The organism is Pseudidiomarina piscicola (genome assembly GCF_902806985.1).
GTDB lineage: Bacteria > Pseudomonadota > Gammaproteobacteria > Enterobacterales > Alteromonadaceae > Pseudidiomarina > Pseudidiomarina piscicola.
The window spans coordinates 185722-207057 of record NZ_CADCXY010000004.1 but is presented as its reverse complement, the minus strand read 5'-3'; the positions used below and the strand labels follow the sequence as shown (position 1 = coordinate 207057).

At 48.7% G+C, this 21336-nt stretch carries 17 protein-coding genes; 12 read left to right on the top strand and 5 right to left on the bottom strand.

Features of this window, described 5'->3' with window-relative positions:
• Positions 1 to 94: 94 nt before the first annotated feature.
• Genes PSI9734_RS09340 through PSI9734_RS09315 form a run of 6 tightly spaced genes read left to right on the top strand, consistent with a single transcriptional unit; the run spans position 95 to position 8268 of the window.
• Entirely contained in the window at positions 95 to 3814 is a 3720-nt protein-coding gene (locus PSI9734_RS09340; protein WP_173920864.1) for a nitrate reductase subunit alpha, read from the top strand.
• A gap of 21 nt (positions 3815 to 3835) precedes the next feature.
• Positions 3836 to 5371 carry a nitrate reductase subunit beta gene (gene narH / locus PSI9734_RS09335; RefSeq protein ID WP_173920863.1) on the top strand — a complete coding sequence of 512 codons (1536 nt, stop codon included), beginning with the start codon at positions 3836 to 3838 and terminating at the stop codon, positions 5369 to 5371.
• 4 nt (positions 5372 to 5375) lie between these two features.
• Positions 5376 to 6104: a nitrate reductase molybdenum cofactor assembly chaperone gene (narJ, locus tag PSI9734_RS09330; protein WP_173920862.1), complete on the top strand. Its 729-nt coding sequence runs from the start codon at positions 5376 to 5378 to the stop codon at positions 6102 to 6104.
• Positions 6105 to 6115: 11 nt separating this feature from the next.
• The gene (narI, locus tag PSI9734_RS09325; protein WP_173920861.1) at positions 6116 to 6805 is read left to right on the top strand and encodes a respiratory nitrate reductase subunit gamma; all 690 of its coding nucleotides are present in this window, start codon (positions 6116 to 6118) and stop codon (positions 6803 to 6805) included.
• 10 nt (positions 6806 to 6815) lie between these two features.
• Positions 6816 to 7583 carry a peptidylprolyl isomerase gene (locus PSI9734_RS09320; RefSeq protein WP_173920860.1) on the top strand — a complete coding sequence of 256 codons (768 nt, stop codon included), beginning with the start codon at positions 6816 to 6818 and terminating at the stop codon, positions 7581 to 7583.
• A 46-nt stretch (positions 7584 to 7629) separates the two neighbouring features.
• Entirely contained in the window at positions 7630 to 8268 is a 639-nt protein-coding gene (locus tag PSI9734_RS09315; RefSeq protein ID WP_173920859.1) for a thiopurine S-methyltransferase, read from the top strand.
• Here PSI9734_RS09315 and PSI9734_RS09310 read toward each other — a convergent pair.
• Together PSI9734_RS09310 and PSI9734_RS09305 are read right to left on the bottom strand one after the other, a co-directional pair.
• Complete coding sequence (locus PSI9734_RS09310) at positions 8237 to 8557, bottom strand: hypothetical protein (RefSeq protein ID WP_173920858.1); 321 nt, start codon at positions 8555 to 8557, stop codon at positions 8237 to 8239. The genes PSI9734_RS09315 and PSI9734_RS09310 overlap by 32 nt on opposite strands.
• Before the next feature lie 67 nt (positions 8558 to 8624).
• Entirely contained in the window at positions 8625 to 10913 is a 2289-nt protein-coding gene (locus tag PSI9734_RS09305; protein WP_173920857.1) for a nitric-oxide reductase large subunit, read from the bottom strand.
• 259 nt (positions 10914 to 11172) lie between these two features.
• Between PSI9734_RS09305 and nrdG the strand changes: the two genes are divergently transcribed.
• From nrdG to PSI9734_RS09290, 3 genes are all read left to right on the top strand, one after another.
• Positions 11173 to 11673: an anaerobic ribonucleoside-triphosphate reductase activating protein gene (nrdG, locus tag PSI9734_RS09300; protein WP_173920856.1), complete on the top strand. Its 501-nt coding sequence runs from the start codon at positions 11173 to 11175 to the stop codon at positions 11671 to 11673.
• On the top strand, positions 11654 to 13480 hold the full coding sequence (gene nrdD, locus PSI9734_RS09295; protein WP_173920855.1) for an anaerobic ribonucleoside-triphosphate reductase: 1827 nt from the start codon (positions 11654 to 11656) through the stop codon (positions 13478 to 13480). Before nrdG ends, nrdD begins: the two co-directional genes overlap by 20 nt.
• 109 nt (positions 13481 to 13589) lie before the next feature.
• Positions 13590 to 13997, top strand: coding sequence for a ribonucleotide reductase subunit alpha (locus PSI9734_RS09290; RefSeq protein WP_173920854.1), 408 nt, complete (start codon positions 13590 to 13592; stop codon positions 13995 to 13997).
• Between the two features lie 5 nt (positions 13998 to 14002).
• Here the strand turns inward: PSI9734_RS09290 and hemN are convergent, their stop codons facing one another.
• Both hemN and ubiT read right to left on the bottom strand, forming a co-directional pair.
• Positions 14003 to 15370 carry an oxygen-independent coproporphyrinogen III oxidase gene (gene hemN / locus PSI9734_RS09285; protein WP_173920853.1) on the bottom strand — a complete coding sequence of 456 codons (1368 nt, stop codon included), beginning with the start codon at positions 15368 to 15370 and terminating at the stop codon, positions 14003 to 14005.
• A gap of 92 nt (positions 15371 to 15462) precedes the next feature.
• Positions 15463 to 15960 (bottom strand): ubiquinone anaerobic biosynthesis accessory factor UbiT, encoded by a 498-nt coding sequence (gene ubiT / locus PSI9734_RS09280; RefSeq protein WP_173920852.1) that lies wholly within the window; start codon positions 15958 to 15960, stop codon positions 15463 to 15465.
• A gap of 86 nt (positions 15961 to 16046) precedes the next feature.
• On the opposite strand from ubiT, the gene ubiU reads away from it, so the two are divergent.
• From ubiU to mog, 3 genes are read left to right on the top strand one after another with little or no spacing between them, the layout of a single operon-like run.
• Positions 16047 to 17042 carry a ubiquinone anaerobic biosynthesis protein UbiU gene (ubiU, locus tag PSI9734_RS09275; protein WP_173920851.1) on the top strand — a complete coding sequence of 332 codons (996 nt, stop codon included), beginning with the start codon at positions 16047 to 16049 and terminating at the stop codon, positions 17040 to 17042.
• 2 nt (positions 17043 to 17044) lie between these two features.
• Positions 17045 to 17941 (top strand): U32 family peptidase, encoded by an 897-nt coding sequence (locus PSI9734_RS09270; protein WP_173920850.1) that lies wholly within the window; start codon positions 17045 to 17047, stop codon positions 17939 to 17941.
• Positions 17931 to 18470, top strand: a complete 540-nt coding sequence (gene mog / locus PSI9734_RS09265) for a molybdopterin adenylyltransferase (RefSeq protein ID WP_173920849.1) — start codon at positions 17931 to 17933, stop codon at positions 18468 to 18470. The genes PSI9734_RS09270 and mog overlap by 11 nt, the downstream gene beginning before the upstream one ends.
• 40 nt (positions 18471 to 18510) lie before the next feature.
• Here the strand turns inward: mog and PSI9734_RS09260 are convergent, their stop codons facing one another.
• Positions 18511 to 21177, bottom strand: coding sequence for a nitrate/nitrite transporter (locus tag PSI9734_RS09260; protein WP_173920848.1), 2667 nt, complete (start codon positions 21175 to 21177; stop codon positions 18511 to 18513).
• Positions 21178 to 21336: the final 159 nt, after the last annotated feature.

Genomic DNA, 21336 nt, shown 5'->3' with positions numbered 1-21336 from the left:
CTATCCCCCTTAGGTTTTGCACTTTTCGGCCTATGGCAAAGCCAAGTTAAATTAGCCAAACTTAGCGCGTTCGACATCGACCAGGAGTTTTAGGATGAGTCACCTACTCGAAAAATTGCGTTTTTTCAAAACGCGCAAAGAACCCTTTGCAGATGGGCACGGGGTAACAACAGACCAGGATCGTTCTTGGGAAAGCGGCTATCGCCAACGTTGGCAGCACGACAAAGTCGTACGTTCAACTCACGGCGTAAACTGTACCGGTTCATGTAGCTGGAAAATTTATGTTAAAGACGGCCTAGTAACCTGGGAAACCCAGCAAACGGACTATCCTCGTACGCGTCCAGACTTACCTAATCACGAGCCTCGTGGCTGTCCACGTGGTGCGAGCTACTCTTGGTACATTTATAGCGCCAACCGCTTGAAGTATCCGAAAATGCGTCAGCAGCTGATGAAACTGTGGCGTGAAGCGAAAGAGCAGCATAATGACCCAGTGAAAGCCTGGGAATCGATTGTCACCGATCCAGTTAAAGCGAAAAGCTACAAAGAACGCCGTGGTTTAGGTGGTTTTGTGCGCGCTAGCTGGGAAGAAGTGAACGAGTTAATTGCGGCGAGTAACGTCTATACTGCCAAAGCCTATGGCCCAGACCGTATTAGCGGCTTCTCGCCAATTCCAGCGATGTCGATGGTGTCTTATGCTGCCGGTGCACGTTACTTGTCGTTGATCGGCGCTAACTGCCTGAGCTTCTACGATTGGTACTGCGACTTGCCACCAGCATCGCCACAGGTATGGGGCGAGCAAACCGACGTTCCTGAATCAGCGGATTGGTACAACTCGAACTACATTATTGTTTGGGGCTCTAACGTGCCACAAACCCGTACGCCAGACGCGCACTTCTTAACTGAAGTTCGCTACAAAGGCACCAAAACCTGTGTCATCACCTCAGACTATTCTGAAGCGTCTAAATTTGGTGATACTTGGTTGGCGCCTCGCCAAGGGACCGACTCAGCACTTGCCATGGCTTTTGGCCACGTCATTTTGCAAGAGTTTTATGTGAATAAACCAAGTGCATACTTCGATGATTACGTAAAACGTTACACCGATATGCCAATGTTGGTGATGCTTGAGCCTGGTGAGAAAGTTCTTAACCAAGGTCGTTTCCTGCGTGCAGCTGACTTGGTTGACAACTTAGGTGAAGCCAACAACCCAGATTGGAAAACAATTGCAATCAATTCAGCGGATCAACGCATGACGAGTCCAAATGGCTCAGTCGGCTACCGTTGGGGTGAAAAAGGTAAGTGGAACCTAGAGCAAAAAGCTCAGGGCGACGATCTCGATTTACAGTTAAGCTTGAAAGACAACCATGATGATATGGTTGAAGTAGGCTTCCCGTATTTCGGCGCTGCGCCTCACGAGTACGATTACTTCCAGCACACACACCACGACGAAGTTCAAATTCGTAAGATCCCTGCTAAGCGCGTAGAGCTGGCAAACGGTGAAACCGCACTAGTGGCGACAGTATTTGACTTGATGTTGGCGCAATACGGTGTCGACAATGGCGTGAACGATCCGAATCGTGCAACCAGCTACGACGACGACGTACCTTATACACCTGCTTGGCAGGAACATATCACTGGTGTCAAACCTGCTGACGTTATTCGTGTTGGTACCGAGTTTGGGCGTAATGCAGACAAAACCAAAGGTCGTTCGATGATCATCGTTGGTGCTGCATTAAACCACTGGTATCACATGGACATGAGCTACCGTGGCTTGATCAACATGCTAATGATGTGTGGTTGTATCGGTCAGTCAGGTGGCGGTTGGGCACACTATGTTGGACAAGAAAAATTGCGTCCACAAACCGGTTGGCAGCCATTGGCCTTTGGCCTTGACTGGCAGCGTCCACCACGTCACATGAACGGTACTTCGTTCTTCTATAACCACTCTAGCCAGTGGCGCTACGAGAAACTCGATATGAGCGAAGTGGTTTCTCCATTAGCGAATAAGAACAAGTGGCAAAGTTCAATTATTGACTACAACACCCGTGCCGAACGGATGGGCTGGTTACCGTCAGCACCACAACTTGGCACTAACCCGCTAGGCATCGCTGCTGCCGCTGAAAAAGCTGGCATGGATGTTAAAGATTATCTTGTTGATCAGTTGCAAGGTGGCAAATTGAAATTTGCCTGTGAGCAACCGGATAGTCCGAAGAACTTCCCTCGCAACATGTTTATTTGGCGCTCTAACTTGCTTGGTTCATCGGGTAAAGGCCACGAGTACATGCTTAAGCACTTCTTGGGCACCAAGCATGGCCTGCTGGGTAAAGACCTTGGCGAGTTTGGTGGTAAAAAACCAGAAGACGTTGAATGGGTTGATGATGGCGCAGAAGGTAAAGTGGACCTGTGGGTCACACTCGACTTCCGTATGTCGACCACCTGTTTATATTCAGATGTCGTGTTACCGACCGCAACTTGGTATGAAAAAGACGACATGAATACCTCGGATATGCATCCGTTTATTCACCCGCTAACGGCCGCTGTTGACCCAGTTTGGGAAGCGCGCAGTGACTGGGACATTTTCAAAGGTATTGCGAAAGAATTCTCGCGCGTGTGTCAAGGCCACTTGGGTGTTGAACAAGACGTTGTAACCACGCCTATCATGCATGACTCGCCAGGTGAAATGGCGCAGCCATACGGTGTGAAAGCATGGTGGAAAGGTGAGTGTGAAGCCGTACCAGGCGTCACCATGCCAAACATTACTGTGGTCGAACGTGATTACCCAAGTACCTATCACCGCTTCACTTCGCTAGGTCCACTTATGGACAAGCTTGGTAACGGTGGCAAGGGTATTAATTGGGACACGCAAGAAGAGGTCGATTTCCTTGGTAAATTGAACCGTGTTCACCACGAAGAAGGTGCACATAAAGGTCGACCGATTATCGACTCGGCGATTGATGCTTGTGAAGTCATTCTATCGTTGGCGCCGGAAACAAACGGCCACGTAGCTGTGAAAGCTTGGCAAGCACTTGGTGAGTTTACAGGGCGCGACCACACGCACTTGGCGAAGCCGAAGGAAGAAGAAAAAATTCGCTTCCGCGATATCGTGGCACAACCACGTAAGATTATTTCTTCGCCGACTTGGTCAGGTTTGGAAGATGAGCATGTGTCTTACAACGCTGGTTACACCAACGTACACGAGCTCATTCCGTGGCGCACCATTACTGGTCGCCAGCAGTTCTATCAAGACCACGAGTGGATGCGTGACTTTGGTGAGACCTTATGTGCTTACAAGCCACCGATTAACTTGAAAACGGTTGAACCGGTTTTGAATAAGAAGAGCAACGGTAACACTGAAATTGTTCTGAACTGGATTACTCCGCACCAGAAATGGGGTATTCACAGTACTTATTCAGACAACCTACTGATGCTAACACTGTCACGTGGTGGACCTATTGTTTGGTTAAGTGAAATTGATGCCAAAGCGGCCGGTATTGAAGATAACGACTGGATTGAAATCTTTAACGTTAACGGCGCTATCAGTGCTCGTGCGGTGGTTTCACAGCGTGTACCTGAAGGTATGAGCATGATGTATCACGCCCAAGAACGGGTTGTGAACATTCCAGGCTCGGAGCTAACCGGCACCCGTGGTGGTATCCACAACTCGGTTACCCGTGCAGTCATGAAGCCGACCCACATGATCGGCGGCTATGCACAACAAGCCTATGGCTTTAACTACTACGGCACAGTTGGCTGTAACCGCGATGAATTCGTGGTGGTCCGCAAAATGGACAAAGTCGACTGGTTGGACACTGAATAAGTTTGGAGTGAGGACACTACCATGAAAGTAAGAGCTCAAATTGGCATGGTGCTAAATTTGGACAAGTGTATTGGTTGTCATACCTGCTCCATCACTTGTAAAAATGTTTGGACATCACGCGAAGGCGTTGAATACGCCTGGTTTAACAACGTTGAAACCAAACCTGGCGTCGGCTTCCCGAAAGAGTGGGAAAACCAAGATAAATGGAACGGCGGCTGGGTACGTAATAAGAAAGGCAACTTAGAACTGAAAATCGGTGCTAAGCGTCGGGTGTTGGCGAATATTTTCGCCAACCCAGACTTGCCTGAAATTGATGATTACTACGAACCTTTTGATTTCGATTATCAACATTTGCATACCGCAAAAGACACCAAGCACCAGCCGGTCGCACGGCCACGCTCACTGATTAGTGGTCAGCGGATGGAGAAAATCGAATGGGGCCCGAACTGGGAAGAAATTCTCGGCACAGAGTTCTCGAAGCGTAAGAAAGATAAAAACTTCGATGAAGTGGTGCAAAAAGACATTTACGGTCAATTCGAAAAGACCTTCATGATGTACTTGCCACGCTTGTGTGAGCACTGTTTGAACCCAGCGTGTGTGGCAGCCTGTCCTTCTGGCGCCATCTATAAGCGTGAAGAAGACGGTATCGTGTTGATCGACCAAGACAAATGTCGTGGCTGGCGCATGTGTGTATCGGGCTGCCCATACAAAAAGATTTACTACAACTGGAAAACCGGTAAATCAGAGAAGTGTACGTTCTGCTATCCGCGTATTGAAGCGGGTCAGCCAACGACCTGTTCTGAAACCTGTGTTGGCCGTATTCGTTACCTTGGCGTTTTACTTTATGACGCCGACCGCATTGAAGAAGCGGCGAATACGCCTAATGAGCAAGACCTTTATCAAGCGCAACTCGACATCTTCCTGGATCCGCATGACCCAGAGGTACAAGCTGCGGCACGTAAAGAAGGTATTGCTGATAACTGGATTCAAGCAGCGCAACGTTCACCTGTGTACATGATGGCGATGCAGTGGAAAGTTGCACTACCGTTACACCCAGAGTACCGGACCTTACCTATGGTTTGGTATGTGCCACCACTGTCGCCAATCCAAAGCGCGGTAGAGGCTGGACACGTGGGTATGAACGGCGAGATTCCTGACCTTAAGTCGCTACGTATTCCGCTGCGTTACTTGGCGAACATGCTGACTGCCGGTGACGAGTTCCCAATCGTGCGAGCGCTAGAACGAATGATTGCGATGCGAGCGTACAAACGTAGCCAACATGTTGATGGTGTTGAAGACGTCGAAGTACTGAAGCAAGTGGGCTTAACTCAGCATCAAGTTGAGGAAATGTACCGCTATATGGCACTGGCAAACTACGAAGACCGTTTCGTGATACCGACCAGCCACCGTGCTTATGCTGAAAATGCATACGATGTGAAAGGTAGCTGTGGCTTTACTTTTGGTAACGGTTGTAGCGACGGCAACAACGACGTGAACCTGTTTGGTGCGAAGAAACAAAGTGTGCGCCAAGTGATACCGGTCACGGTGAAGGAGTAATCTGATGCAAGTTTTACAAGTTATTTCACTATTACTCGATTACCCCAAAGCGGATCTACTTGAGTTAGTTGATGAGTTGCGCGCCATGGTGCGCAACTCAGAGTTGAGCGCAGATCAGCAGCAAGCGTTGGATGCATTTATTGTCCGTCGCACCAGCGGTGACCTGATGGATTGGCAGTCGGAGTACGACGGTATGTTCGAACGAGGTCGTTCGTTATCGTTACTGCTCTTTGAACACGTTCATGGCGAATCGCGTGACCGTGGACAAGCCATGGTCGACTTGATGCAGCAGTATCAACAGGCTGGCTTAGACATTGGTGTGAAAGAGTTACCTGACTATATACCGCTGTATTTAGAGTTCCTTGCGACCCAAGGCACCGACAATGCGCGCGAAGGTCTGGCGGAAGTCGCACATATTCTAGCGGTACTAACCGCACGCTTAGAAGCTCGTGAAAGTGACTACGCAGTGCTATTCGAGAGCTTACTTGAGTTATCTTCAGTACAGGTCGACTTGGCTGATGTGCGATCTCAAGTGGAAAACGAAAAGCGCGATGATACGCCAAAAGAGTTAGATAAAGTTTGGGAAGAAGAGATGGTGACCTTCACCGGTAATGACGCAACGAGCACCTGTTCAACAGCGCAAAGCCGCCCAGCTGAAAGCCAACGTCGGGATCAGTATATTCCGCTGAACCTAGACCAATTAAGCAACGTGAAAAACGCAGCTGACGTCTAAGGAGCAAGACCATGAATTATTTAAACACATTTTTCTTTGGTATCTACCCTTACATTGCGATAGCGGTGCTAGTGATTGGAACCTGGATTCGTTATGACCGCGAGCAGTTCACCTGGAAAACGAGCTCCAGTCAGCTACTTGAGAAGAAGCAATTACGCCGAGGCAGCATTGCCTTTCATATAGGTATCTTAGCTATTTTCGCCGGACACTTTGTGGGTCTTTTGACGCCGTCAGAAGTATGGCACGTATTAGGTGTGAGTACTTCGGCTAAGCAAATTATTGCCATGGGTGCCGGTGGTCTATTTGGTGTTATCTGTTTCTACGGCATGACAATTCTAATTGTTCGTCGCTTGAAGAACCCGCGCATTCGTGCGAACAGCAGCACCATGGATATCGCTATCTTACTGTTGTTATACGCACAGTTGATTCTGGGTTTGCTGTCTATCTTCGTTTCTTTAGGCCACCTGGATGGTTCAGAAATGCTGAAACTGATGGCTTGGGCGCAGAACACTGTAACCTTTGATGCGACTACCGCAGTTGCCGCCATGACAGACGTGCACTGGATTTTTAAACTGCATATTACTTTGGGTATGACGATTTTCTTAGTCTTCCCATTCACGCGTCTGGTTCACATGTTTAGTGTGCCGGTACAGTATTTACGCCGCCAGCATCAAGTTGTGCGTCAAAAAGCTGCGCGTTAAGGAGTTACCGATGATTAACGTAAACCATGCCACCATCGAAGAAGCGGCGATTTTAGCAGAGATGCAATATCATCCCGCTGACAGCCAACAAGCTGCGATGGCAAAAGCTGCAGAATCACTTGTCATTGGCGAGTTATTTCGCCAGCGTGCAGCAGAACTTGGCATCAAGGTAAAAGATGAAAGCAAAGAAGCGAGTGATGATGACTTCCTCGCCGCTTTGATTGAGCGTGAAGTTGCTATACCAGAAGCCGACGAGCAAGCGTGTTCAACCTACTACCAACAAAACCCTGAGCGTTTCACCACCTCACCGTTGTTGGAAGTACGCCATGTTCTGCTGGCTGCAGCGCCTGATGATGAGTTAGATCGGGTGAATGCAAAGATGATGGCTGAGCAAATTATCAAACAGTTGCAAGAAGGTGAAGACTTCGGTCAATTGGCACAGAAACACTCGGCGTGTCCGTCGAGTGCCACGGCCGGAAGTCTTGGACAAGTCAGTCGTGGTCAGACAGTCGCCGAGTTTGAGCGACAAGTGTTCACGGCAGATCTTGGCTTGATTCCTAATCCAGTGGAAACGCGCTATGGTTTCCACGTGGTTTGGGTCGACCGTAAAATCGAAGGTAAGCAATTACCTTACGAGGCAGTGAAAGACAAAATTGCAGCTTACTTAGATGAGAAAGTGGAACGTAAAGCGGTTGCGCAATACATTCATACACTCATTCAAGATGCTGAAATTAAAGGGTTCGATTTTGCCGTATCGGATTCACCACTGTTGCAATAAAGCAAACTAACGTAAGCTAAAGCCTCCAACTATGGAGGCTTTTTTTATGGATCACGCTTTTTGGCATCAACGCTGGCAGAACCAACAGATTGGATTTCATCGTGACGCGTTTAACGCCCTGATGACGCGGCACTTTGCCAGTGCATTAGCCACTGGACAAGTGTTCGTGCCCTTGTGTGGCAAATCCAACGACATGTTATGGCTCTTAGATGAAGGCTACCAGGTATTCGGTGTTGAGCTGAGTGAACTAGCGGTGCAAAGCTTCTTTGCTGAAAACCAGCTTAAGCCCAAGATCACGCAACGCGGTAAGTTTATAGAGTATGCGGTTGACGAACTGGTGATATGGGTTGGTGATGTCTTCGACCTGACTGCCACCGACCTTGCCTCGTGCGACGGTTGGTATGACCGAGCGGCGCTAATCGCCTTGCCAGAAGACCTGCGAAAAAACTATGTAGAGCTATTAATAAACCGGCTACCTAACGGCAGTAAAGGCCTACTGATTACCGTCGAATACCCGGTTGGCTATCGACAAGGCCCGCCTTTTTCCATCGTTGAGCAAGAAGTTAGAGACGCCTTTGAAGGTCGCTTTAAAGTGCAACGTGAGGCGCAAGTACAGGGCTTTGTTAACAACGAAGTAAGTGCCGACAACCCAGTTACTGAGCAGGCGTATCTATTGTTTGACTAGGTATTAAATTATTGCGCTGCATAACTTTATGCGTGCGGCGCGCAAGTTTTTCCATAAAGGCAAGATCGGAAAAGGTGGGAATAACAGTCTCATTATCAAGATCGACCTGCCATTGACTCACTTCTGAATCTAACATTTCCATCATTTTCTTTGAGCAGCCGCGGCAGATGCCTTGGCACATGTCGGCTTCTTTCAAACCGAAGGGTATGGTTGCACGAATGGTATCGAGAAGTTGCTGCATCGCTTGGATGGTATTGGGTTTACGTTGTTGCTGTTGAGTTGCTGTCATGCTCACCTCCAGCGCTTAAAAAAAGGGAGGGCACTCTGGGGAAAGTGCGCCTCCCAAACTCAAGTTACTAGTTTTGTTCTACTACAGTACCTTCCGCAGCTTCCGCAGCTTCCGGTTCACCTTCTTTGCTGAGCAAGCCAGAAACGACCTGCCAGCTGATAGCTAGTGCACCGACAATGAAGACCACATCGCCGACTGTACGAACCCAGCGCAGACCTTCTAACAGTGGCTGCTGCATAAAGGCTTCGCTACGTGCATACCAAAGACCTTCTGACGCCGAAGCATAGAACTGGATGAAGCCAATCGGTAGCAAGCTGGTGAATAGCATCAAGCCAAGACCAATGTTCATCCACCAGAACGCGGTGCTCATGAGCTTGTCGTTGAACGCCAGGTTTGGACGAATGTAGCGCAAGATGAGCATTACAAAACCTAGTGCCAAGAAGCCATAGACTCCGAACAGCGCAGCATGTGCGTGAGTAGGCGTAGTGTTCAAGCCTTGGATGTAGTAAAGCGAGATTGGCGGGTTGATCATAAAGCCAAGTACGCCGGCACCAAGCATGTTCCAAAACGCTACGGCCACGAAGCACATAAGAGGCCATTTGATACGTTGCATCCATACTGCTTTCTTCTCGAGGCTCCAGTTTTCCCACGCTTCGTAACCCAATACGATAAGTGGCACAACTTCAAGAGCACTAAAGCTTGCACCCACGGCCATGACCGGAGTTGTAGTTCCAGAGAAGTATAAGTGGTGGAAAGTACCAGGTACGCCGCCGAGCATGAACAATGACGCTGACGCGAGTGCAGCAGCCGTTGCCATACGGCGTGAGACCAGACCCATACTATTGAAGATAAAGGCTAATGCGGCTGTTGCGAACACTTCAAAGAAGCCTTCAACCCACAGGTGGACAATCCACCAGCGCCAGTATTCCATAATTGAGATATGCGTACGCTCACCGTAGAAGAAGCCGGCACCATAGAACAAGCCAATGGCAACGACAGACGCGGTGAACAGTGCCAATAAGTTTTTGTCGCCTTTGACTTTGAATGCACCAACAACGCAGCGCATCATCAATACTAACCAAAGAACGATGCCAACAAATTTACCAATTTGCCATAGTCGGCCAAGGTCGACATATTCATAGCCTTGGTGACCAAGCCAGAAGTTTAAGTGCTCAGGCATAATTTGAGCAATCGCTAAGAAGCTACCGATGAAGGTACCTGCGACGACCACAACCAACGCCCAGAACAAGAAATCGACGCCAAATTTCTGATATTTTGGATCTTTACCGCCATTAATGATTGGCGCGAGGAATAAACCTGCGGCTAAGAAGCCAGTTGCTATCCAGAATAACGATGCTTGAATGTGCCAAGTACGTACTAAGCTGTACGGGAACCACTTGGAGATTTCAATGCCATAGAACTCTTGGCCTTCCACTGTGTAGTGTGCGGTAACACCGCCTAACAGCACTTGTACAGTGAACAGCGCGACAACGATAAATAGATATTTACCGAGCGCTTTTTGCGAAGGCGTCAATTTCAGGCGACTAATAGGATCCTGTTTAGGAATCTCTACATCGTCTTCTTCATGATTGCGCAAGAACGCCCATGCCCAAATGAGTCCGCCGATACCAGCGATTAAAAGAATCACGCTGATGATAGACCAGATAATATTTTCTGGGCTTGGCGTGTTATCAATTAACGGTTCGTGGGGCCAGTTATTGGTATAGGTAATATCAGTACCAGGACGCTCTGTGGCGGCCGCCCAAGCTGTCCAGAAGAAGAACTCGGCCATACGCTCACGTCGCTCAAGCTTCGGCAAGGTATTTTCTTTCATTGCGTAGCTTTCACGAGTGCTTTGTAGGTCCGCGTCATCGCTGAACAAGCGCACATAGTAATCTGCTGTGTCTTGAATCGCTTTCACTCGGCGCGCGTCAAGCACGGCTTCATCAAGCGTCGCATCGTAGGTATTGGTACGATACGCTTGCTTTAACTCAAACTGTAGTTGGTTCTGCTGAGCCGGTGTTAAGTCGTCATAGTCAGCAGCAAAAGTTTCAGCCGCTGCAATGTCTAACCATGCAACAAGCTCACGATGAAGCCAATCTGCGGTCCAGTCCGGTGCTTGATACGCACCATGACCCCAGATCGAGCCTAGCTGCATGCCGCCAACCGATTGCCATGCAGTTTGTCCATCAAGTATCGACTCCTCCGTCATCAGGGTTTGTCCGTTTACTGAAACGAACTTACCCGGAATGGGTGGAGCCTCACGATATACTTCGTTACCGAAGTACCCCAAAATACCGAAAGTAATGGCAAGCACCGCAATGAGTGTCCACCATAGTTTTTTGTAACCGGCCATACATCACCTATTTGTTATTGAGTCTTCCCTCGCTTTATTGCAATTACCTTGCCAACTTTTAAATAGCTGTTTTTTATGGGTTTATCCATCTCTTTGGGTATAAATGACCTATGGAAATAGCGGGTCATTTTGCCGCGCAGGGTTAAAACTACCCATGCGGCTTTTTATTGATCTCGATCAAGGCAAATTTAGTGTCTTGCTCTAGGCTAAAACACAATATCTAGTGTTATTCGAGACTACCTAACACCATATAGGCGATATGATGCGATACAGTGCGAAAGACATTGTTTTTCAGGAGGTTCCCGGCGAAGTGGCGCTAGCCTATACCGTTACCGGTTGTACTATCGGTTGCAAAGGCTGCCATAGCGTTGATAGCTGGCCGGCCCATCGCGGCACTCCTTTAACAGAAGCTAGTTTTTTGGCGGAAGTCGAGCGCTATAGCGGTCTTATCACAGCGGTAGTCTTTTTAGGTGGCGAGTGGCATCAAGACGCGTTGATTCGGTTATTGGACTTGGCCGCTGCCAAGGGCCTCAATACCTGCCTTTACACTGGATTAGAATCGGTGCCCGCGTTGTTGCAACGCCGGCTTACTTATTTAAAAACAGGTCCTTGGCAACCAGAGCTTGGTGGTTTAAGCAGTCCACGCACCAACCAGCGGTTTTACGACCTACGCACGGGGCAAGTGCTTAACGCGCTATTTTGCCCAGACTTTATTTGTGTAAAACAGAAGGATAACAACAATGTTGCGCTTACTACCTGAACAAATTGACCATAAAATGGATTTTATTCAAGACTATCTGAAAGCACAAAATGCAGCCGATGGTTCAAAGATGGACGCCAATGCCAACGTCACACAAAAGAATATTGCGACCTTAGAAGCTGAACTGATGAAAGACTTTTTTGTTCAGGTCAACCGCAAGCAAGTCAGTACCAAAATAGCGGAAATATTCGATGACCAGCTGGCGCAGGAATATGTTCGACAAATCGAAGATCATGAAATTTATGTTCACGATGAAACCAGCTTGAAGCCCTATTGCGTGTCCGTGACTATGTACCCATTTTTGCGTGATGGCTTAACCAAGCTCGGTGGCGAATCCGAAGCACCGAAGCATTTAGAAAGCTTCTGTGGCTGTTTTGTTAATTTCGTTTTCGCGGTAAGTTCACAATTCGCAGGCGCTGTCGCAACGGTCGAATTTTTAACCTACTTTGATTATTTCGCGCGCAAAGATTATGGCGATGACTATCTCACTACCCACACGCACCAAATAAAGAATCACTTGCAGCACGTTGTGTATGCGTTGAATCAACCAGCTGCAGCGCGCGGCTACCAAAGTGTCTTTTGGAATATCTCGGTCTATGACAAGTTCTACTTTGATAGCATGTTTGGCGAGTTCGTGTTTCCTGACTTCAGTAAACCTGAGTGGGACTCGGTCAATGGCCTACAAGACTTCTTTATGGACTGGTTCAATGAAGAGCGCAAGAAAACCATTCTCACCTTCCCGGTCGTGACCGTTGCCATGCTGACCGAAGATGGCCAATGTAAAGACCAAGAATTTGCGGAGTCTATTGCGGGAGAACTCGCAGATGGTAATTCGTTTTTTGTCTATTTGTCGGACAATGCCGACTCATTAGCATCTTGTTGCCGACTACGAAGCGAAATTAGCGACAATACCTTTTCCTACACGTTGGGTGCGGGCGGGGTTGCCACCGGTTCGATTAATGTGATTACCATCAATATGAACCGTTTGGTTCAAGATGGCCGCGATCTGGCAACCGAAATCGATAAAATTCAAAAATACCAGGTCGCCTATCGTAAACTCATGGAGGAGTATTTAGCGGCCGGTTTGCTAACGGTTTATGATGCTGGCTTTATTTCACTAGACAAACAATTCTTAACCATCGGTATCAATGGCATGGTCGAGGCCGCTGAGTCGCAGGGTATTGAAGCAAGCAATAATCCAGACTATATCAGCTTCGTACAAGACCGCCTGAAAGTCATCTACGACGCTAACAAAGCCGCCAAAGCGGAATATGGCTATATGTTCAACACCGAGTTTGTGCCCGCAGAAAACCTTGGCGTGAAAAATGCTAAGTGGGACAAAGCAGATGGCTATTTTGTGCCACGCGATTGTTATAACTCGTATTTTTACGTCGTTGAAGACGAGCAATCGAACGCACTCGATAAGTTTGTGTTACATGGTGATGAGTTAATTCAATATCTTGACGGTGGTTCAGCACTACACCTAAACCTTGATGAAAAACTTAATCAGCCGGGCTATTTGGCGTTGTTAAACACTGCCGCGCGAACGGGGTGTAATTACTTCTGTATCAACGTTAAGATTACCCTTTGTAATGCGTGTGAGCACATCGACAAACGCACCTTAAGTGAATGCTCAGCATGTGGGTCGGCAGATATCGATTACGGCACGCGGGTGATTGGTTACTTGAAGCGGGTCTCGGCATTTAGTTCGGGGCGTCAACAAGAACACCAACGACGTTATTACGAGCACGCCGATTCCGCAGATGCTGTCGGCTCAGCGCAACGCGCGTGGCGTCAGGCAAGTTAGCCTAAAACTACTCCAAAAGAGGGAGCTCAGCTCCCTTTTTTGTTGTATGGGTAACAATGACCAAACGCGTTAAAATCCACGGTTGAATCAACCCAATGAGATGAATGTTATGGTTATTGAAAGCTACACCGATCTAATTAAGGCGGCACAGCAACAAGAAGAGCCGCAACGGCTGTTGTTTGTATTGGCGAAAGCTGAGTTACCGGACGATGCCACGGCCAGTCAAAAGTCGAACTTTGCTGCGCAACAAGGTGGGGCTTTAGACCCTGTTCTTTGTGTCGACAAATTACCGGAAGAAGTGACAGAGTTTTCAACGTTATTAGAAGAGTCTGCGCGCACTGGTGTGGAGTGGGACATCGCGTTTATTGCCAGCATGTCGGGCCGCGCCGGGCAAGCACCGTCAAGCGATGAAGCCGATCAACCGCTGACCTTAATGGTCAATAAAGTAAAAGCCGGCAGCATTGCCGACTTTGTAACGGTAAATAAGCAAGGCGAACTGATTCAACTGTTCGCCTAAGCCGGTTAGACCACTTTAGAATAGCGAGGCGCAGTTGCCTCGCTATCAAGATAAGCGTCGAAGCATGCACAAATACTCCGCACCCACAGCCGACCGCGTTCGGTGACCCGAATCATGCCCGCCTCAACGGTCACCAATTCATCTTCCATAAACGGCTGCAGCTTGGTTTGAGCTTTGGAGAAATAAGACCAAAAGTCTTCCATATTCCACTGTGACGCAAAGGCGTTGGTATCTAATTCAAAGTGACAGATCAATTGCGCAATCAAGGCCGCACGTAACCGGTCATCCTCACTTAGAGTAAAGCCTTTAATCACCGGCAGTTGGTCGTTTTCTAAGGCGCGATAATAATCGTTCAGCTCTTTACTGTTTTGCCATAAAACGCCGTCAATCTGGCTAATTGAAGATGCTCCAAGACCTAACGTACAGTCTTGGCCGGCCGTGGTATAGCCTTGAAAATTACGTTGCAGGCGGCCTTGTTGCTGCGCAATGGCTAACTCATCATCGGTTTTAGCAAAGTGGTCCATGCCGATAAACTGATAGCCGGCGGCACTAAAGCGGGTAATGCCCAGTTGTAATAGCTCGAGCTTGATGGGTGCTGAAGGCAGTGAGCTGTCTGGGATCTTCCGTTGTCCTGAAAAGCGCTGTGGCAGGTGCGCATAGCTAAACAGTGACACACGGTCAGGAGCAAGCTCTATTACTTGGTCAATAGAAGCGGTAAAGCTTTTCGGATGCTGGTACGGCAGCCCGTAGATCAAGTCTAGGTTGATGGAATCAAAACCAAGTTCGCGGCTTAACTGCACCTGATGCTTAATAAGATCGGTGTCTTGCACCCGGTTAATGGCGATTTGAACTTTTTCGTCGAAGTCTTGCACGCCGTAACTCACACGATTAAAGCCAAGCGTACGAAGATGACGCAGTTTATCGTCACTGCAACTGCGCGGGTCAATCTCGATGCTCAGCTCGGCATCCGCACTAATATCGAAATGCTGATTTAGCAGATCCTGCAGTCGGCTTAACTGGGTTTCAGTGAGGAACGTGGGTGTACCGCCGCCAAGGTGAACCTGCGTCACAGTGCGTTCACCTACCATGGTTTGGTACATCGCCATTTCTTTGGCAAGGAAGTCTAAGTAGCGATCTGCTTTATGTTGGTGACGGGTAATCACCTTATTGCAGCCACAGTAATAGCAAAGCTTATGACAAAACGGTAAGTGTATATATAAGCTCAACTCACGCGGGGCACCAGCTAAAGTGTCGCGAACCTTTTGGTGAGGAAAGTTGGGCTGTAACGCTAACGCGGTTGGGTACGACGTATAACGCGGTCCATTAATATTGTATTTGTCGATCAGTTTTTGATCCCAAGTTACCGCTGTCATGTTTTTACTCCAGGCAATACTGCTTTTGATGATCTGGATTTTACGTGATTTAGATCAGAATTTTGATACTCCTGAAGGGTTACTTCTTTGATCTAAGTCAAAGCTTTTACGCGGTTGGTTTGATTCGAAAACTCGCTAAGTAATCGATAGCAGGGGCCCGGAAGGCGCTCTTGCAACTCAATCGTATCGAGCAAGTTTTTAATTTGTAAGCCGAGCTCGGTGTCACCCGTTAACAAGAGCTTGCGGCGAAAAAACAGTGTATCCGGGTCGACCTGTTGTGTGCTTAATTGCAACAACGCAGGCCAGTCAACACGCATCGATACATCAGGCGCCGCCACGCTTGACGCGATGTTAAAACGTGTTTTTTGCTGCTGTTGTTGTACTGAAACAGTAAATTTAAGCGCCAGATCTCTCACTTCGATTGCCGCCCAGCGGTCAGTTAGAAAGTCAAAAGAACCTTGGTCTAAGTCAGCTTTAAACACTTGGTTAAATAAGCGCTCAATGACGGCGGTGGTGAACGACGCCGGAGCCCTAGTTAAGGTTGCTTGCAACAGCCTTGGAGCGAACTCTACTACTTTGGTGATAACCATTCATTGCCTCGTTTTTGTGCCACGTCAAAGATACCAGACATTATAATATTCATTATTGATGTATGTTTACGACAAGGATCAACAAAATGGAACTTCTTTGCCCAGCTGGCAGTATGCCAGCGCTCAAAGCTGCTTTAGAAAACGGTGCTGACGCGGTATATGTCGGCTTTAAAGGTGAAACCAATGCCCGCCACTTCGCCGGCTTAAACCTTGATGCAACGGGTTTGCGTGAGGCGGTAAAATTAGTACATAGCTATGGCAAGAAAATTCACGTGGCGATTAATACCTTCGCCCATGTGCGAACCTGGGATCACTGGCGCAAGGCGGTGGATGACGCGGCTGCCGCCGGCGTCGACGTACTTATTGTCGCTGATGTTGCGGTGCTTGCCTATGCGGCGGAACGCTATCCTCGCATGGAGCTGCACCTGAGTGTGCAAGCTTCAGCCACCAATGCCGCAGCGATCGACTTTTATAAACAGTTCAACGTCAAACGCGTGGTATTGCCGCGAGTCTTATCGATGCAGCAAGTACGCTCACTGGCGCGAACCACTGATGTCGACCTTGAAGTCTTTGCCTTCGGTAGCCTGTGCATCATGGCTGAGGGGCGTTGTTATTTAAGCTCTTACATGACCGGCCAGTCGCCGAATACCGCTGGGGCGTGCTCGCCTGCGGAATTTGTGCGTTGGGACGAAACCGCCGATGGCGGGCTCGAGTCGCGTTTAAATGGCATTATGATTGATCGATTTGCCGCAGATGAAACCGCAGGCTACCCCACGCTGTGTAAAGGCCGTTTCAAAGTCGGTGATGATACCTATCACGCACTGGAAGAGCCGACCAGTCTAAATACCCTAGACCTGTTACCCGAGCTTTATCGAGAAGGTATCGCTAGCTTAAAAATAGAAGGTCGGCAGCGTAGCCCTGCCTATGTCGCGCAAATTACTCGGGTATGGCGTCAGGCCATCGACCGAGTGATGACAGACCCTGACCATTTTACCGCCCAAGACGAATGGAACGCAGTATTGGCCAACCTTTCTGAAGGTAGCCAAACCACCCTTGGCGCCTACCACCGTAAATGGAAGTAACTATGAAATTTTCTTTTGGACCTATTCTTTATTTTTGGCCACGCCTAGAGGTGGAAAAGTTCTATCGTGAGGTGGCCGATTCCGATGTTGATTGCGTTTATTTGGGCGAAGCCGTTTGTAGTAAGCGGCGAGAACTAAAATTTGACGACTATTTTCGCATCGCACAAGAACTACGTGAGGCCGGCAAGCAGGTTTGTTTGTCGACCATGACCCTACTTGAGGCACCTTCGGAGTTACGTGAATTGCGTAAATACTGCGATAACGGTGAATTTTTAGTGGAAGCCAACGACGTGGGCGCAATTAGTTTGCTAAACGAACAGAAGTTGCCGTTTGTCGGTGGCGCCGCGCTGCAAATCTATAATCAACATAGCTTGCGCCGTTTCATTGGTATGGGGATGAAACGTTGGGTGATACCGGCGGAGTTATCACGCGACTGGCTGGCAGAGTTGCTAGCCGAGCCAATGATTGAAAGTGTGCGCGACTGCTTTGAAACAGAGCTCATGGGCTTCGGTCATTTGCCACTCGCTTGGTCGGGACGCTGTTTTACCGCGCGCTCTGAAAACCGCGCCAAAGATCAGTGTGAACTGTGTTGTATCAAGTATCCACAAGGGCGCACGGTGACCAGTCAAGACGGCACCGAGGTGTTTGTACTCAATGGTATTCAAACCCAGTCGGGCTCACGTTATAACCTGATTAATCAGCTACAAGGCATGCATGGCTTGGTAGATATGCTACGCTTGAGCCCTGAACCGAGTGATAGCCTGACCTGGTTGCAACGCTTTCGTATGAACCAAGACGGTCAGCGGCCCTATCGCCTAGCCCGCAATGAAAGTAATGGTTACTGGCTCAAACTAGCAGGTTTGGCCCAGGTGAACGAAAGGATGGAAGATGACTGCTAACAGCACCGCCCGTATTGGTATTGTCACCGTCAGCGATCGCGCAAGCGCTGGGGTTTATGAAGATATTTCAGGGAAAGCGATTGAAAGCACCATGCACGATTATTTGGTGTCACCATGGCAGCCAGTCTATCGCTTGATTCCCGATGAACCCGAACAGATCGAAACCGCGTTAAAGCAATTAGTGGATGATGAGCATTGCTGCCTGGTGGTAACCACCGGTGGTACCGGCCCAGCTAAACGCGATGTCACACCAGAAGCGACAGAGGCAGTGTGCGACCGAATGATGCCCGGCTTTGGTGAGTTAATGCGTACCGAGTCGTTGAAATATGTACCTACTGCTATTTTGTCACGTCAAACCGCTGGCTTGCGGGGCAGTAGCTTGATTATTAACTTGCCGGGCAAACCCAAAGCCATTCGCCAATGCCTCGATGCCGTATTCCCAGCAGTGCCTTATTGCATTGACTTGATGGACGGCCCCTATCTTGAGTGTGACGAAACCGTCATTCAGCCTTTTAGACCAAAAAAATAGCCCGCACGATGAACTCGTACGGGCTAACTTGTCGAAGCTCCTAACAAGGGTTAGGAGCGTTGCGACGTGAATAGAACCACCAGGTCATCAACGTACATACAGCATAGAAGCCGATAAAGCAGTACAGCGCTGCAGATACGCCGCCGGTTAAGGCAATCGAGGTACCGTAAGACTTCGGAATAAAGAAACCACCGTAGGCTGCAAACGCTGAGATAAAGCCAATCACCGCTGCCGATTCTTTATTACCCTCTTTCACTGCTTGATCAGTGTCGCCATGAACCCGTTTGCGTTGATTCAAGAAGATGACCGGAACCATACGGAAGGTTGAGCCGTTACCAATACCGGTGGCAATGAACAGTACTAAGAAGGCTGCAAAGAAGCCGCCGAAGTTACCGGCACTCTCACCAAGTGGTAAGAAGTAAATAACACCCAGCACACCCACAATCATCAGTAAGAAGTTCCAGAATGTGACCCGAGCGCCGCCGAGTTTGTCGGCGAGAATACCGCCCGCTGGTCGCGCTAACGCACCAACTAATGGGCCAAGGAACGCATACTTGGTTGGATCTACCTCTGGGAACAGCATTCCTGATAACAGCGGGAAGCCAGCGGCAAAGCCGATAAAGCTACCAAAAGTACCGAGATAAAGAATACTCATGATCCAGTTGTGTGAGCGCTTGAAAATCACGGCTTGGTCGCTAAAAGAAGCTTTGGCTGACGAAATATCGTTCATACCAAACCAAGCAGCAACAGCGGCAATCGCAATGAACGGGACCCATAAGAATGCGGCATTTTGCAGCCACAGTTCCGTACCTGCCTGGGCACCTTCTTGAATGACCAGTGGGTCGCCACCGAAAGGTCCAAAGACACTAGCGGCAATCACCAATGGCGCGAGCAACTGCATGCCTGAGACGCCCAGGTTACCAAGACCCGCATTCATGCCAAGCGCAGCACCTTTTTCTTTCTGTGGATAGAAGAAGCTGATGTTCGCCATGGAACTTGAGAAGTTACCGCCACCAAAGCCGCACAATAACGCCAAAATGAGCATGATCATGTACGGTGTATCTGGGTTTTGCACGGCAAACCCAATCCAAATACAAGGGATCAGCAAGGATGCAGTTGAAATCGCTGTCCAGCGCCGGCCACCAAAGATGGGTACCATAAAGCTATAAAAAATGCGTAGGGTCGCACCGGACAATGCCGGTAAGGCTGCCAGCCAGAACAGTTCGTTCGACGAGTAGGTAAAGCCAAGTTGCGGCATTTTAACGACTAAGATACTCCATACGGTCCATACCGCGAAGGCAAGGAACAAGTTTGGAATCGAAATCCATAAATTGCGTGTCGCAATTTTTTTACCGGTTGACTCCCAGAAGCCTTTATCTTCAGGGCGCCAGTCGTCCAGCGTGTAGTAGTCGGGGGTCGACAACTCAGGTAGGTCAGTGCTGGTGGTATCACTCTTAATTTCAACACGTTCAGCGCGAAGAATTGAAAAGTGCATCCAAAGCAGTGAAATCACAGTGATGGCAAACAGCAACATAAAGACACTTTGCCATACGCCAATCACGTCGTTGAGCATACCGAAAGTGAGTGGTAGCAGGAAACCACCAAGGCCACCAATCATACCAACCACACCACCTACGGCACCGACACTTTTCGGGTAGTAGACCGGGATATGCTTAAACACGGCCGCTTTACCAAGTGACATGAAGAAGCCGAGCACAAAGGTAAGTAATACAAAGGCAGTTAAAGTAACTTCAAATTGGAAACGAATTTCGCCATCTACGCCTTGTACAATGTACTCGGTCGATGGATAGCTAAGCATAAAGGTACAAACCGCTGAGGCAATTAATGTCCAGTACATAACACGGCGTGCGCCGTATTTGTCGGACATCCAACCACCGAGCACGCGGAACAGTGAGGCTGGGATAGTGTACAACGCGGCAATAATACCGGCTTCTTGAATGCTTAAGTCGTAAACTTCCATCAAGTAGTGGGGAAGCCACAGTGCTAGTGCCACAAATGCGCCGAATACGAAAAAGTAGTACAAGCTAAAGCGCCAAACGCGAAGCTCCGCCAGAGGTGCCATTTGCTCCATAAAGCTTTGCTTAGGCTGCGCACGACGTTGCTGGGTTAGCGGATCTTCTTTGGCCAACACGATGAAGGCGATACCCATGATACCAATGACGGTCGCGTAAACTTGCGCCGCGCCTTGCCAACCAAGAGCCACGAGTAAGAAAGGCGCACCGAAGTTGGTCACTGCTGAGCCAACATTACCGGCCCCGAAGATACCTAATGCCGTACCCTGCTGCTTACTATCAAACCACGCCGAGGTATAAGTGACACCCACGATGAACGCACCGCCAGCTAAACCGACACCGAGTGCGCCCACAAGTAACATTGCGTAGCTATTGGCGAAGGTAAGTAAGTACACACATAGTGCGGTGGTGAGCATCAGTACGCCGAAAACCCAGCGGCCGCCTAAACGGTCGGTCCAAATGCCGAGAAACATTCGACTCACGGAACCGGTTAGAATCGGCGTTGCCATTAACAAGCCGAGCTGAGTGTCGGTCAAATTAAAGTCGTCTTTAATTTGGATACCGATAATGGAAAAAATCGTCCACACTGCAAAACACAGGGTAAACGCAAAAGTTGAGAGTCCAAGCGCGCGATAGCGGTCAAACTTACTCAGTTGCGATTGAGGTGTAGCCATGATCATGCTCCTTTGGCACGAAGTTTAATTTCTGCCTCAAGTTTACTGAAATATCGCTTCGCTGATAGCTGTCAAAAGCCCTTTTAATCAGTGTGTTAACTAGTCTATACTGCTTTAGTAATAGCGCTGAAACTAGCGCTACGTGAATGAATTCGGGGG

Bases quoted from the DNA above. Each gene is read 5' to 3' on its own strand.
- PSI9734_RS09340 (WP_173920864.1), top strand. From the start codon at position 95: ATGAGTCACCTACTCGAAAAATTGCGTTTTTTCAAAACGCGCAAAGAA.
- narH (WP_173920863.1), top strand. From the start codon at position 3,836: ATGAAAGTAAGAGCTCAAATTGGCATGGTGCTAAATTTGGACAAGTGT.
- narJ (WP_173920862.1), top strand. From the start codon at position 5,376: ATGCAAGTTTTACAAGTTATTTCACTATTACTCGATTACCCCAAAGCG.
- narI (WP_173920861.1), top strand. From the start codon at position 6,116: ATGAATTATTTAAACACATTTTTCTTTGGTATCTACCCTTACATTGCG.
- PSI9734_RS09320 (WP_173920860.1), top strand. From the start codon at position 6,816: ATGATTAACGTAAACCATGCCACCATCGAAGAAGCGGCGATTTTAGCA.
- PSI9734_RS09315 (WP_173920859.1), top strand. From the start codon at position 7,630: ATGGATCACGCTTTTTGGCATCAACGCTGGCAGAACCAACAGATTGGA.
- PSI9734_RS09310 (WP_173920858.1), bottom strand. From the start codon at position 8,557: ATGACAGCAACTCAACAGCAACAACGTAAACCCAATACCATCCAAGCG.
- PSI9734_RS09305 (WP_173920857.1), bottom strand. From the start codon at position 10,913: ATGGCCGGTTACAAAAAACTATGGTGGACACTCATTGCGGTGCTTGCC.
- nrdG (WP_173920856.1), top strand. From the start codon at position 11,173: ATGATGCGATACAGTGCGAAAGACATTGTTTTTCAGGAGGTTCCCGGC.
- nrdD (WP_173920855.1), top strand. From the start codon at position 11,654: ATGTTGCGCTTACTACCTGAACAAATTGACCATAAAATGGATTTTATT.
- PSI9734_RS09290 (WP_173920854.1), top strand. From the start codon at position 13,590: ATGGTTATTGAAAGCTACACCGATCTAATTAAGGCGGCACAGCAACAA.
- hemN (WP_173920853.1), bottom strand. From the start codon at position 15,370: ATGACAGCGGTAACTTGGGATCAAAAACTGATCGACAAATACAATATT.
- ubiT (WP_173920852.1), bottom strand. From the start codon at position 15,960: ATGGTTATCACCAAAGTAGTAGAGTTCGCTCCAAGGCTGTTGCAAGCA.
- ubiU (WP_173920851.1), top strand. From the start codon at position 16,047: ATGGAACTTCTTTGCCCAGCTGGCAGTATGCCAGCGCTCAAAGCTGCT.
- PSI9734_RS09270 (WP_173920850.1), top strand. From the start codon at position 17,045: ATGAAATTTTCTTTTGGACCTATTCTTTATTTTTGGCCACGCCTAGAG.
- mog (WP_173920849.1), top strand. From the start codon at position 17,931: ATGACTGCTAACAGCACCGCCCGTATTGGTATTGTCACCGTCAGCGAT.
- PSI9734_RS09260 (WP_173920848.1), bottom strand. From the start codon at position 21,177: ATGGCTACACCTCAATCGCAACTGAGTAAGTTTGACCGCTATCGCGCG.